This is a genomic window from Candidatus Methylomirabilis sp. (assembly GCA_036000645.1).
Lineage (GTDB): Bacteria > Methylomirabilota > Methylomirabilia > Methylomirabilales > JACPAU01 > JACPAU01.
Genome location: DASYVA010000021.1, coordinates 15,278 through 28,173 on the forward strand (window position 1 = coordinate 15,278; position 12,896 = coordinate 28,173).

12 protein-coding genes and 1 pseudogene are annotated in these 12,896 nt (G+C 71.1%); 6 read left to right on the plus strand and 7 right to left on the minus strand.

The window, feature by feature from the left end:
- Position 1: 1 nt before the first annotated feature.
- The gene (locus tag VGT06_00945) at positions 2 to 673 is read left to right on the plus strand and encodes a 4-carboxy-4-hydroxy-2-oxoadipate aldolase/oxaloacetate decarboxylase (GenBank protein ID HEV8661698.1); all 672 of its coding nucleotides are present in this window, start codon (positions 2 to 4) and stop codon (positions 671 to 673) included.
- A gap of 10 nt (positions 674 to 683) precedes the next feature.
- Here VGT06_00945 and VGT06_00950 read toward each other — a convergent pair whose 3' ends face one another.
- From VGT06_00950 to VGT06_00965, 4 genes are all read right to left on the minus strand, one after another.
- Positions 684 to 2,126 (minus strand): YihY/virulence factor BrkB family protein, encoded by a 1,443-nt coding sequence (locus VGT06_00950; protein HEV8661699.1) that lies wholly within the window; start codon positions 2,124 to 2,126, stop codon positions 684 to 686.
- A gap of 4 nt (positions 2,127 to 2,130) precedes the next feature.
- A complete protein-coding gene (locus VGT06_00955) occupies positions 2,131 to 2,964 on the minus strand; it encodes a nitrilase-related carbon-nitrogen hydrolase (protein ID HEV8661700.1) in 834 nt (277 codons plus the stop codon).
- A 68-nt stretch (positions 2,965 to 3,032) separates the two neighbouring features.
- Positions 3,033 to 3,935 (minus strand): MBL fold metallo-hydrolase, encoded by a 903-nt coding sequence (locus VGT06_00960; protein HEV8661701.1) that lies wholly within the window; start codon positions 3,933 to 3,935, stop codon positions 3,033 to 3,035.
- The gene (locus VGT06_00965) at positions 3,932 to 4,654 is read right to left on the minus strand and encodes a DUF4197 domain-containing protein (protein ID HEV8661702.1); all 723 of its coding nucleotides are present in this window, start codon (positions 4,652 to 4,654) and stop codon (positions 3,932 to 3,934) included. Before VGT06_00965 ends, VGT06_00960 begins: the two co-directional genes overlap by 4 nt.
- 257 nt (positions 4,655 to 4,911) lie before the next feature.
- On the opposite strand from VGT06_00965, the pseudogene VGT06_00970 reads away from it, so the two are divergent.
- Positions 4,912 to 5,157: pseudogene (locus tag VGT06_00970) on the plus strand (GNAT family N-acetyltransferase).
- A 61-nt stretch (positions 5,158 to 5,218) separates the two neighbouring features.
- Here VGT06_00970 and VGT06_00975 read toward each other — a convergent pair.
- From VGT06_00975 to VGT06_00985, 3 genes are read right to left on the minus strand one after another with little or no spacing between them, the layout of a single operon-like run.
- Positions 5,219 to 5,611, minus strand: coding sequence for a hypothetical protein (locus VGT06_00975; protein ID HEV8661703.1), 393 nt, complete (start codon positions 5,609 to 5,611; stop codon positions 5,219 to 5,221).
- Between the two features lie 55 nt (positions 5,612 to 5,666).
- Entirely contained in the window at positions 5,667 to 7,253 is a 1,587-nt protein-coding gene (locus VGT06_00980; protein HEV8661704.1) for a YiiX/YebB-like N1pC/P60 family cysteine hydrolase, read from the minus strand.
- Positions 7,254 to 7,271: 18 nt separating this feature from the next.
- Positions 7,272 to 8,723: a radical SAM protein gene (locus VGT06_00985; GenBank protein ID HEV8661705.1), complete on the minus strand. Its 1,452-nt coding sequence runs from the start codon at positions 8,721 to 8,723 to the stop codon at positions 7,272 to 7,274.
- Positions 8,724 to 9,185: 462 nt separating this feature from the next.
- Between VGT06_00985 and VGT06_00990 the strand changes: the two genes are divergently transcribed.
- The 4 genes from VGT06_00990 to VGT06_01005 all read left to right on the plus strand — a co-directional run bounded on the left by VGT06_00990 (position 9,186) and on the right by VGT06_01005 (position 12,852).
- The gene (locus VGT06_00990; protein ID HEV8661706.1) at positions 9,186 to 10,430 is read left to right on the plus strand and encodes a hypothetical protein; all 1,245 of its coding nucleotides are present in this window, start codon (positions 9,186 to 9,188) and stop codon (positions 10,428 to 10,430) included.
- A gap of 20 nt (positions 10,431 to 10,450) precedes the next feature.
- Positions 10,451 to 11,212, plus strand: a complete 762-nt coding sequence (locus VGT06_00995) for a hypothetical protein (GenBank protein HEV8661707.1) — start codon at positions 10,451 to 10,453, stop codon at positions 11,210 to 11,212.
- 283 nt (positions 11,213 to 11,495) lie between these two features.
- Complete coding sequence (locus tag VGT06_01000) at positions 11,496 to 12,110, plus strand: PilZ domain-containing protein (GenBank protein ID HEV8661708.1); 615 nt, start codon at positions 11,496 to 11,498, stop codon at positions 12,108 to 12,110.
- Positions 12,103 to 12,852 (plus strand): TIGR02266 family protein, encoded by a 750-nt coding sequence (locus VGT06_01005; GenBank protein ID HEV8661709.1) that lies wholly within the window; start codon positions 12,103 to 12,105, stop codon positions 12,850 to 12,852. The genes VGT06_01000 and VGT06_01005 overlap by 8 nt, the downstream gene beginning before the upstream one ends.
- Positions 12,853 to 12,896: the final 44 nt, after the last annotated feature.

Sequence of the window (12,896 nt, forward strand, 5' to 3'; positions counted from 1 at the left end):
GATGCCCGATCGCGCCCCGTCCTTGAGCCGGGAGCTCCTGGAGGGCTTCGCCGCCCTGGGCACCGCCACGGTCCACGAGGCAGCCGACAAGCGCGGCGCCCTGCCTGCGGCGATCCGGCCGCTGGCCCCCGGGATGCGCCTGTGCGGGTCGGCCCTGACCGGCTCCTGCCTCCCGGGGGACAACTTGATGCTGCACGCCGCGGTGGCGGCCGCGGCCCCGGGCGACATCCTGGTGGCCACGGTGGGCGGCGAGTGGGAGCGCGGCTACTGGGGGGAGGTGCTGGCCGTGGCGGCGCGGGCGCGGGGCGTGGCCGGGCTGGTCCTGGACGGATGCGTCCGGGACGCGGGACCGCTCCGGAGACTGGCCTTCCCCGTCTTCTGCCGCGGCCTCTCCATCCGGGGAACGACGAAGGTGGGGGCGGGCAGCCTGCGGAAGCCCCTGGTGGTAGGCGAGGTGACCGTCCACCCGGGGGATCTGGTGCTCGGCGATGAAGACGGGGTCGTGGTCGTGCCGGCGGCAGAGGCCCCCGCCATCCTGGAGAAGGCCCGCGCCCGGGAGGCCTGGGAGGAGACGCTCAAGGCGGACCTCGCGGCCGGGCGTCTTACCATTGACCTACTCGGCCTGCGGGAGATCCTGACGCAAAGAGGGCTGGATCCGGGACCGCCGGCGTAGCCCTCCTCCGCTACCGATCCGCCCGGCGCCTCGGGCGCCGCCGGCCCTCCGTGTCTTCCCTGTCGGCTTCCCCCTCCACTACCTCCAGCGCCGGTCTGGGCGGCGCCTCCGGGCGGGCGGCCGCGGCGAGGCCCGGCTCCGCCGCCGGTGCTTCCGGGGCCTTGGCCGGCACCTCGAGCCGCAGCGCGTCGGCCAGGACCTCGGCGATCGTCACCCGCTCCAGGACCTCGGTGCGGACCTGGGTGCCCTGCTCGATGAGGTGGGTCAGGTAGCCCTTCAGGACGTCGTCGGGGCCGACCATCAGGCTGCTGGCGTTCCCCCCGAGCGCCCGCACGATCTCGCCCACGGTGACGTTGCCCGGCGCCCGCTGCAGGACGACCTGCTCCCTCCGGTCCTCCTGGTGGAAGAGGATGCCCACCTCGCACAGGCGCCCCAGGATCTCGCGGGTGAGCCCCTCGGGCGCGTCCACCGCGTAGCGCAGCTCCTCCGGGCTCGCCGGCTTGCGCCCCTGCACCTGCCGCACCGCCGCCTCGATGACGAAGCGGAGGCCGAAGTACTCCCGGATGAGGAAGGAGCCCATCATTCCGCCCCGGATCTTGTGGCGGTGCGGGAACTGATGAACGAAGGCCACCTCGGCGCCGAACAGCACCACCGCCCAGGTGAGATAGAGCCAGACGAGGAAGACCGGAACGATGGCCAGCGGCCCGTAGAGGGTCCCGTAGGAGGCGAAGTACCGGATGTAGACGTCGAAGCCGATCTTCGCCGCCTCCCAGACGGTGCCCGCCACCACCGCGCCCCGAAGCGCCGCCGTCACCCGGACGCGGGTGTGGGGCAGCAGGTCGTACAGCAGGTAGAAGGCGATCCAGTTCAGGAACAGGGGAAAGAAGGCAGGGAGGGCCCACTTGACCGCCTGGACGGTCACGAGGCGCTCGAGCCAGGGGATGGTCGGGGCCCGGTTCGTCAGGTAGATCGACAGGGAGACGATGACGGGGGTCAGGGTGATGAGCCCCCAGTAGGTGATGAACTTCTCCGGGAAGGACCGGCGCGCCCGGACCTGCCAGATCTCGTTGAAGGTCCGCTCGATGACGTGAAAGAGATAGACCGCCGTCGCCAGGAAGGCGAGGCCCCCGAGGATGCTCACGGTCGAGAGGCGGTGCGTGAACTGGAGCAGGTACTCGGTGACCGCCTCCATGGAGCCGGGGAGGAGATGGGCGGAGAGGATCTCCCGCACCCGGGCCTCGATGTCCTCCCGGGGCGTCACCCAGGCGAAGGCCGCCATCGCCAGCGCCAGGACCGGCACCAGGTTCAGGATGGTCATGTAGGCCAGGACCGCCGCCCGGCTCAGGCACGCATCCTCCGCGAACTCCCGGCCCGCCTTGGTCAGGATCTCCAGGAAGGTGAGGCGCTTCGGCTTCGCGGCGGTGCGGGCGCGCGCCCGCGTGATCGTCCACATGGCGTCAGGCCAGCTCCCCGTAGAGGCCGGGCCGCCGGTCCCGGAAGAAGGTCCAGGTCTCCCGGACCTCCGGAATCCGGTCCAGGTCCAGGTCGGCCAGGATCACCCCTTCGTTGGGCCCGCTCGGCTCCGCCACGAACTCCCCGCCGGGGTCGACGGCGAAGGAGCGCCCGTAGAACCCGATGCGCGGCTCCTGGCCGATCCGGTTCACCCGGAGGATGTAGCAGCCGTTCGCCTGCGCGTTGGCGGCGATGGCCCGCTCCCACTTGGCCGCCCCGGCCGGCAGGGAGGCGGCGGTGGGGGCGCAGATGATCTCCGCCCCCTTCAGGGCCAGGATCCGGCTCCCCTCCGGGAAGAAGTTGTCCCAGCAGATCTGGATGCCGACCCGGGCGTAGCGGGTGGAGAAGACCGGGAACCCCAGATCTCCCGGCGTGAAGTAGAACTTCTCCTCGTAGTGGGGGAGCTCTGGGATGTGCGTCTTCCGGTAGCGGCCGACCAGCGCCCCGTCGGCGTCGATGACCGCGGCGGCGTTGTAGTACAGGCCGTCCAAGGCCTTCTCGAAGACGGGCGCCACCAGCACCACCTCCCGCCGCTTGGCGAAATCCTGCAGCGCCTCCACCGCCGGCCCCGGAATCGGCTCCGCGAGGCGGGTCTGCGACGCCTCAGCGGCGACCGGGAACCAGGGCCAGGCGAAGCACTCCGCGAAGCAGAGGAGCTTCGCCCCCCGTTCCGCGGCGATGGCTGCCAGCGCGAGCCCGCGCTCCACGTTCCGCTCGACCTCCGGCCCGCCCGGCATCTGGATGCCCGCAACGGTCACGACCCGCCTCGTCCCCGCCATGCTCCCCTCCTCGTCGCGTCGACCTGCAGCAAGAGGCGTGCCTGAATCGCCGGACCGCGTTGCTTCCGCTACTCCCCCGCCAGCTCCCGGTAGACGCGCGTGAAGGTCCCGCGCAGCCACTCCTTCCCGGGCCACTCGTCGTACTGGGGGAGGCGGGCCTGCGCGAGGACGCCCTCCAGGTCCTGGCCGGCCGCCCGTCGCCGCTGGACTTCCGCCCGAAGGTCCAGGACGTACTGCCGCAAGACGGCGAGGTCGGCCGGCCCCCCGATGGCGCCGTGGGCGGGGACGACCACGGCGGGCTGCAGGGCGGCGAGGCGGTCCAGGGCCCGGAGGATCCCCGCGCTGCTTCCGTCCGCCAGGTTCAGGTGCCGCCGGATGTTCACCGCCCCGCCGCCGAAGAGCACGCCCTCCTGCGGAAGCCAAACGGCCGCGTCCCCCTGCGTGTGGGCATCGGGCAGGTGCGTGAGGCGCACCTCGACCCCGCCCAGATGGAGCGTCAGGACGTCGGTGAAGGTGAGGTCCGGCAGGACCATCCGGTAGCCCCGTAGGCTCTCCGCGGCCTCGGGATAGCGGGTCGCGAACAGCGTCGCGAGGGCGCGGGGGTCCATCCGCGCCATGGCCGCCCGCGTCGCCTCGTGGGCGACGAGGAGGGCGGGGGGGCTGAAGACGAAGGCCCCCACGTGGTGGTCCGGATGGGGCTGCGTGACGATCAGGTACCGGACGTCCAGCCGGCTCCGGAGGAGCGCCCGCCGGATCCGCTCGCTGTCCGCCGGCGTGTGGCCGGTGTCCACCAGGACATAACCGACCGGAGTCCGGATGATGCCCGCATTGGCCCGGTCTCCGTCCTTCCCCCGGTACACCAGGACCGAGGGGCCGACCTGCACGAAGGGCTCGAGGTCCTGCGCGGCCGCCGGGCCCGTTGCCGCGCCCAGGAGGGCCACGGCAAAGGCGGGGCTCCCGATGCGCCTCACCGGGCGAAGACCTCCTGCAGGATGGCGGTCACCCGGGCCGCCGGGTCGGTCCGGATCCTCCGCTCCTCGTCTGCCACGAGCAGGAAGAGCCCGTCCAGGCTCTTCATGGTCACGTACTGATCCAGGTCCAGGTCCGGGCGGCTGGCCAGGGGCAGGGCCGTGTAGCGGGTCGTGAGATCCTGGTAGAGCCGCGTCACGCCGACCTGCTCCATGCTGCCGTGGACGATGGGGCGGAAGAGCGCGGTGAGCCGCGCCGAGGTCTGGGCCTTGAAGTAGCGGGTGGCCTCGTCCTCCTGGCCCTCCAGGATCTGCCGCGCGCCCTCGAAGGTCATCGCCGTGACGGCGTCCAGGAAGATGGCCGTCGCGGCCGGCGCGGCTTGCTCCGCCGCCCGGTTCATGCTCAGGACGAACTCGTCCACCTGGCGAGCGAGGCCCATCGCCTTAAGGGTGTCGGCCAGCCGCTTGAGGCGGGGGGGCATCGGGATCCTGATTCGGGGGTTCCCGAAATAGCCACCCGCCTGCGAGGTGAGCTCCACGGCGTGCCCGGTCCCCACCCGGAGCGCCTCCTTGAGGCCGGCGACGATCTGCTCCTCGGCGAGCGGCGCCCTCCCGAAACCGGCTCCCAACTCCCGGGTGAACTGGTCCCACTGGCCGGGCGCGCAGGCCGCCAGGGCAAGGCCCAGCGCCGCCGCGTAGGCCGCTGCCTGTGTTCTTCCCACCGGCTCCTCCTCCGGCGCCGCGGCATCCCTCCGCCGGCGCGCGTCCGCCCACCGTACTTCCCCTCTCGATGCCTGTCAACCTGGAATCCTCCACCGCGTCCCGGTTCCCGCTATCCCTTTGTCGCGGTCCCCCTACTGCCCGGTATAGGCCCGACGGGCTTCGGAGGGTCTCTTTCACCGCCGCTCCGGCGTGAAGGGCCCGGGCCGAGGGACAGCAGGCGCGGGACTTAGCACGCCGGCCCCCGGCTCGCCGCGCCGCTGGCATTACGGTGGGGGTCCTCCCCCCCTACCGGCGGATGGGGATCGGGAAGGCCCTGGTGGCCGAGGTCTACCGCCGGGCGCTCGCGAAGGGGTACCGCTCGGCCCACCACTGCCTGATCCGAGAGGGAAGTCCGGCCGCAAGCTTCGACGCCGGCCTCGGGCGGGTTCACAAGCGCTACGCAGTCTACGAGATGCCGCTGGAGGGATCCCCGACGGGCAAGAGCGGCCCTGCCACCCCCTAGCGCAGGGCCGTCGAATTGCGGCTACTGCTTAGACGACGGCTCACGTGCCGGGCCGAGCCCATCAGCCGCCGAGGGCCGCCATCGCCTTGGCCACGTTGGAGACGGTGAGAACGACCGTCGCCTGCCCCCCGGACCCGGTGGTCGTCGCGTAGGCGCACTTGATATTCACCTTGGCCCGCGCCAGCTTCCCGGCCACCTGCGCCAGGGAGCCCGGCCGGTTCTCCAGCGTCAGGGCCAGCGCCTCCTCGATCCCGGCCCGGAGCTTCGCCTGCTTCAGGACCGCCTGCGCCCGGGATGCCTCCCCGACCACGAGGCGGACCTTCCCCTTGCCCGCGGTCTCCGGGGCGCAGACCCCGTCCACGTTGATCCCCGCGTTGGCGAGGGTCGCGCAGAGCGTTGCCAGGACCCCGGGCTTGCTCTGCATCCTCAGCGCGAGCTGCGTCACCTTCCGCATGGGTCTCCCCTCCCGACCACGCCGGTCCCTCCTGCCTCCCCGCCCCCCGCGCGCTTCACGAGCCGGGTCCCTCGCGGACCCTCTCCTCCGCCGCCGGTCCCCGAGCCGGGCGCTCGGCGGACTGGAAGAACCTCTCCAGATTCGCCAGGGGGGCCCGCCCCGTCCAGAAGTTCCCGTCCAGGAAGAGCACAAAGTCGAGCTGGCGCATCTGCGGCAGGCCGGCCGCCTCCCCCAGTCGGTCCAGGGCGTACTCCCGCCCCACCATCCGCACGATCTCGTCGGGCGGGAGCGTGTCCCGCCCCAGGATGCGAACCAGGGGGAACCCGATCCGCTCGCCAGCGATGAACTCGTCGTAGGCGCGGAAGACCAGCTCCGTGCAGGCCAGCCGGTCGGTGGAGAAAAAGTCAAAGTCGAAATCGTACGGCTTGCCGTAGTGCGAGAACGCCCGCGCGATCGCGGCGTCCTTCCGCGCCTCCGAGACCCGCGGCCGGAGAACGGCGATCTGATCCGCGGCCGCCGTCTCCTCGAGAGAAGAAGAAATCACCCCCCACACCACCGCCTCGATCGCCCGATGCTCGAACCCGTTCCGGTCGGGTTGCCGGTATCGCTCCAGGTGCGGCTGGACCAGGGGGTGGGTGGCGAGCCCCCGCCGCTCGAGGTCCGCGGCGGTGCCCACGTAGAGCGCCATGTGGGGCCAGTACCCCGGCAGGAACCCGTTGCTCAGGTACCAGTTCCGCCGCTCCAGGATGATGTCCCCAGGTTGCAGTATCCCCTTCAGCTCCTGCACCTGCTCGCGGCTGATGAGCGGCCGGGAGATCCAGACCTTCGTCTGGCTGGCGAAGGTCCCCACGATGGCCGCGGCATTATACGTCGGCAGGCGACGGAGAAGACCGAGCCTCCGCCACAGGATATCCCACTTCCCCGCCCAGATGTTGACGGCGTTCGCCTCGATGAACTGCTGCTGCTGCTGGATGGTGTCGTGGAGCCAGCCGAACTCCGAGCCTTCCACCAGCCCGTGGTGCGCCATCCGGGGCGCCTGCGCCGTGTAGAAGTCCCAGGCCTCCCCCACGAGCTGCACGTTGGTGAGGGAGGTGATGTTGCTGTAGACCGTCTCGAAGATATCGGGCGGGATCCCCCAGACCGGCTCCGGCTCGTTCAGCTTGGCGCGGGCCAGGGGGCGGGCCCGAAAGGTCGTCACCAGCAGGATCCCTTCCCGGTAAAGGATCAGCCCGGAGACGTAGGCCAGGAGGAAGCTCTTCAGCCGGAGATCTTCCCGGCCGACGGTCTCGAAGGAGCTGTGGTACCCGAGGAGCCGGAGGAGGACGGACCGGTAGTTGAGGTAGCTCTGGAGCAGGGCCCGGATCCGGTCGTTCTCGTCCTGCGTGTAGGACCGGGTGGCACGATCCCCCAGAAGGGCGGCCTCCCGGGTGACGTGCTGCTCCAGGGCTGCCAGCCCCTGGATCACATGGCGGACCGCCACGAGGTCCCGCGCGATCTTCTCCTCCAGGGCGCTCTCCGAGACGCCCGAGAGATCCTCGCCCCGCAGCGCGATCGTCTCCCCGGGTTCCTTCCGGATGGCAGCCTGGCAGGAAACACACAGGAGGAGGGCAGCGACCGAGACGGAGGAGCGGGTGCACTGCATGGCCTGCCCTCGACGTCCCTATACCGGCTCCGCTGTCCCCCTGTCAAGCGCCCCGGGCCCCCCCGCTGCCTCGGGGCGGGGCGGGGGATCCGGCGACGTGGGCGAGGTGCGGGGGAACTCGGCGAAGCGAAAGGCGCGCCCGAAGCGGGCTTCGGCGGCCGCCCGGACGGCCTGCATCACCTCGGGAGTGACGACGGCAATCCCGTGCTCCTCCGCGTAGCGCTCCACGCCCCGCGCCACCATTCCCCGGGCGAAGGCCGGCAGGCGCTGCAGGCGCTCCCGCGCCGCCGCAGTCCATTCCCGCGCGAGGCGAAGTTCCAGGCCGAACGTCTGCTCCGCGGGGAGCGTGATCACCCGCCCGCCGTACGCCCCCGGCTGGTAGGCGCAGGCCGGGTCCTCGGCGAGGTAGTCCCCGAACGTCGCATAGGCCCGGCAGCGGCACCCCCCACAGATCTGCGAGAACTCGCAGGCGCCGCAGCGCCCCCCGAGGCGCCCCTCCCGGAGGTCGCCGAGGATGCCGGCGGTGCGCCAGATGGCGTCGAAGGCCTGCTCCCGGAGGTTTCCGGCGGAGACCGGCAGGTACGGGCAGGGGGTGACGTCCCCCTCCGGGGTGATCCGGCAGTAGGCCTTCCCCGCGGGGCAGCTCCCGTGGGCGTAATTCGCGAGCAGCGGGGAGCCGGGGTCGAGGGCGTACAGGATCCGCCGGAAATGGGGCGCGCACTTCGCGCGGATGAGGAGCGCGCCCGAGCGGCCCGCGGGGACGGTCCACGGATCCTCCGGGCGGTCGAGGGCGGACGGGGCCGGGGCGTCCCTGCCGCCCGCGGCCGTGCCGGCCCCCTGGACCCGGGCCAGATAGGTCAGGATCTGCTCGTACTGGGCGGGGGTGATGTCCGTCAGGTCCTGGCCGCGCCCCGTGCGCACCAGGAAGAAGAAGTTCAGGACCCGGGCGCCCAGGGACTGGGCCAGGTCGACCATGGCCGGGATCTCTTCCACGTTCCAGGAGGTGACGCTCGTGTGGATGGAGAAGTCGAGGCCCTCCGCCCGGAGCGCCTCGGTGGCCCGGATCGCCCCCCGCCAGGACCCCGCGAGGTGGCGGAACGCGTCGTGCCGCTTCTCCTCGGTGGAGTCGAGGCTGATGCTGGCCCCCTGGATGCCGCTCGCCCGCATCAGGCGGGCCTGCCGCTCTCGCAGGAGCACCCCATTGGTCCCCAGGACCACCGTGAACCCCCGGGCGGCCGCCTCGGCGGCCAGGGGGAAGAGGTCCGGGCGCAGGAGCGGCTCCCCCCCCGTCAGGATGAGGAAGACATGCGGGTTGACGGCCGCGATCTCCCCCATCACCCGGCGGCACTCCGCGGTCGTGAGCTCCTGCGCGGTGTCCGCGCCGGCGGAGGCGCTCATGTAACAGTGGGCGCAGGTCAGGTTGCAGCGCCGGGTGAGGTTCCAGGAGACGGAGTACGCGCGGGAGGCCATCGGGTCCTCCGGAGCAGGAAGGCGCCCGAGTATACCATCCGGGAGACCGGAATGCAGGTCCGGCTTCCCCAGCCAAGGAGGGACATGGCTTCTCCCGCGCGGGCCCGGCCCGGGCGGGAGGGGGGGCATACCTTGCCGGACGGGTGGTCCCCCGGGTATGGCGCCGGGCTCCGTGCCTGAGGGACTTCGCCACACCCCCACCCGGCCTGGCCCCCGGATGGGGCCCCCACCTCCTCCTTGTCGGAGGCAGCCGGCCAGAACGGCCGGCGGGAGGGCTCCTGCCCCTCCCGGCACCCTTCGTTCGGCCCCTGAAGCCCCCTATCCTTTGTCTGGAGCAAACTTTTGGCACCCAAGTTGCAAAATCCCCCACCGATTTACAATGCGCCGGACGGGTGTGTGCCCACGATCACCCGCTAACCCCCAAGAGAGGATCCGGAGACGCCGGTCCACGGAGGAGATCGCATGGTCCCCAACGTCGAATCCGCTCTCTCCCCAGAGTGGAGACTGGTCTTCCAGATCCTCACCCTCCCCGTCTCCTGGATCCCGACCGTGCAGGCGGTGATCGTCCGCTTCTTCTGGGATTTCTCCAACCCCCTGGTGACGACCGGCAAGATCGCGCTGCTCTTGCTGCCGGCCCTTATGCTCATCGTCGGCATGTGGTGCACCATGTGCGCCGTCTATACCCTCCCCTTCCGGGGCGGGCGGGGCCAGTTCATCGCGGCGCTGCTCACGGCCTGGTGGGACAGCGGCCGGGCCATCGTCTTCTTCTGGGCGGGAATCCTCCGCGCGCTCTTCCTCTCCGTGGGGTGGATCTGGGGGCTCCTGCGCATCCTCGCCGCGGGCCTCTACCTCGCGCTCTTCGAGCTCGTCATGCTCCCCTTCTCCCTCCTCCGGCGGGCCACGCAGAGCTCGCTCACGCCCGGCATCCCCTGGATCGCCGTGATCCTGACCTTCCTCTGGTCCCTGCTGGAGGCGGGCATCTTCAGTTATACGCTCTACCCGACCGTCTCCGAGATCGCCAGTGACCTGGTGGGGAGCGGTTCGCATCCGTTCCTGCAACCCGTCCTCTTCGTGATGCTCTTCCTCCTCATCGTCGGGAGCTTCGCTTGCCTCCACGTCATGGTCGAGGCCATCCAGCAGCACAACTGGAAGGACATCGTCCAGATGGCGCTGGTGGAATTTTTCGTCATGTTCTTCGAGGTCGTCTTCCTCTACCGGGAGCTGGTGGACGCCATCACCCCCTGGCTGGCCCAGCAGAGCGGGGGCCAGTTCCGGATCGGGGTGACGGGCGTGCTCTTGATCTCCACCCTGGCCTGGGTCGGGATCCGCGGGATGACCTGGTTCCTCTTCGGCCGGTTCGGGACGCCGACCCTCCTCGCCATCATCTCCCGGCAGGGGATGAAAGAGGCGCCCGCGGGCGCCCGGCCCGCTGCGGGGGCCGTCTTCACCTGGACCAAGGAGATGATCACCCACGTCAAGGGCGAGATCGGCTGGTTCCACAGCACCGGGAAGGAGCTGCTGGAGGCCTACGTCCTCCCCCCCCTCCAGGTCGTCGCCGCCACCATCAACTTCGTCATGCTCTTCTTCACCGGACGGCACCTCTTCAATCTGCCCCTCAAGACCCTCCACGCCCTCATGGAAACGGCAGAGGTGGTGAAGCTCTCGGGAGCGCAGCACAGCCCCGCCTCCCGCGGCGCAGACAGCTGATAGGGAAGGAGGAGGAACCCATGGCGCGCCGGCTTGCTGTTCTGCTCCTCGCTGGGCTGCTCCTGGCATCGGGCTGCACCTTCGGCCAGCCGGAGGAGGCCCGCCTCTCCCTTTTCGTGGGTGTGGACGTGAGCGGCTCCTTCACCCAGACGCCCCACTTCAGGGATTCCCTGCGCTTCCTCTCGTACTACCTCTACGGCCACCTGAACGAAACGGGGGGACTCCAGAAGCCGCGGGCCCTGTACGTGGGCTCCATCGGGGGGGACGCGCCGAACGAGCCCAAGGCCTTCTACCCCATCCAGGAGTTCCAGCGGAAGAGCCCCCGGGAGATCGAGGCCAAGCTGGCGGAGCTCTTCAGCATCCGGGGAAACTTCCTGACGGACTACAACGCCTTCTTCCAGCGGATCGGGGAGGTGGTGCGAAAGCAGAACCTCATCCTGGCCCCGATCACCATCGTCATCGTCACCGACGGCATCTTCGAGACCGCCGGTCCCCGGGGAAAGGCGGTGCTCCCGCCCTACGAGAAGATCGACGTCTCCGGCCTGGAGTACCTGGCCCGGAACGTGACGATCCGGATCCTCTATCCGACCCCGAAGATCGCCGCGGAGTGGGAGCGGAAGGTTCCCCGGCAGCGGGTCCGGATCTGGCCGGTCGAGGCAGAGGTGATGGGCGGCTGGCGCGAGCAGGTCGAGAACCGGCCCAACCTCGCGGACGAGAAGCGCCTCTGGAAGTGGATCCGGGATATCGTGGACCACCGGGCCCGCCGCCAGACGATCCTGTAGTTCACTCGAACGGGTTGCCGCTCGCTCCCCCCTCCGGGAGCCCGACGCTGTTCCCCGCTCCCTCCTGCCCCAATCTGTCACCCGTCCTGCCGCAGAGCGGCACGAGTCCCGGGCACCGACCCCGTCGCGCTCCCCGGAACTCCTTGCCCGATTTGCACTTTCGGCGATGACGACGTGCGGAGGGTCTGGTACGCTGCTTACGCTGGGTCCCGGAGGGCCCCGTTCCCGATGGGGTCCGCCCCGGAAACGCGTTGGCGCGGACGGTAACCGAGGAGAGGACGCGATGCTGGGCCCCTGGCTCCCCTTCCCGCCCGAGGATTTCTCCCAGCTCCCGGCTGGCCCCGGCGTCTACGCCCTCGCCGACCAGCAAGTCCAGATCCTCGCCATCGCGGCCGCGCTCGACCTTCGGGAGGCCCTCCACGACCTCGCCGCGGTGCCCCCGCTCCCCCTGCGCGACCTCGCCACCCACTTCTGCATGGAGGAGCACCCGGAGCCCAACCGGCGCCGCGCCGAGCTGGTCGCCGGCCTTCGCGCTCGGACCGGCGCCTTCCCCCCCTGCAACCGGCGGCACCCCCGTTTCCCCGCCCGCCTCCGGGCCTGGACGCGGCCTCCCGCCGAGGGGGCGAGGCGGCCGGGCGTTGCCGCGGAAACCGTCAACGTCTCCCACGCGGGGCTGATGCTGGCCCTCCCCGAGGTCCCCGCACCCGGGGCCAGCGTCGCCCTCCGGGTGGAGACCCCCTTCGGGGTGGTGGAGGGGGAGGGCCGGTTGGCCTGGACGGAGACCCGGCCGCAGCGGATGTGGGCCGGCGTGATCCTCCAGCGCCTCGAGACCGCCCAGGATGCCCTGCGCTGGGAACAGCTCATCGGGAACCTGGCCGAACGGGTGATCCATGGCTAGCTCCCGAAAAGCCCCGGAGCCCCCTCCCCAACCGGCCGGGGCCGCCAAGCGCAAGTACGCGCGGTTCGAGGTGTTCCTCCCCGCCCGGTGCCGTCTCCAGGGACCGGACGGGCAGCCCCTCGAGCTGGAGGGGAAGACCCGGACCGTGAGTGAGGGAGGCCTCCTGGTCCTTCTCCCTCAGGCCCTCCCCAAGGGGACGCCGATCACGGTCGAGCTCGACACGCGGACCGGCCCCGCCGCGCGCAATGGGCGGGTGGTCTATGTGGGGCCCGAGAATACCACCGAGCTCGGCGGAAAGCTCTTCCCCCACGGGATCGCCTTCGCGAAGACCCTCGACCGGTCCTTCGTGGAGACGGTGGTGGTCACCCGGGACGCCCGTCAGAGCCCCCGCGCCCCCGTGGAGGTGCGGGTGGACTACGAGACGGCAGTCACTGGTCGCTCGGTGAACGTGAGCCAGACCGGGATCTTCGTCCGCACCGCGGAGCCCCTCCCCCTCAACGAGACCCTGACCCTCCGGTTCCGGCTGCCGGGGGTGGCCGAGGAGTTCCAGGTGCAGGGGAGGGTGGTCTGGAGCCACCAGGAGAAGCAGGGAACCTACCCCCAGGGGATGGGGATCCGGTTTCTGGACCTCCCGGCGGCCGAGGCCGAGCACATCCGGGCCTTCGTGGGCCGCGTCCGCCGGGAGCGGGGCGTGGACCAGGTCACCGACCTGTTCGGCAGCGCTCGGGACGGCCGGGGATGACCCGCCGACCGCTCGCCCGCCCTCCGATCGGGCACCCGCCAGCG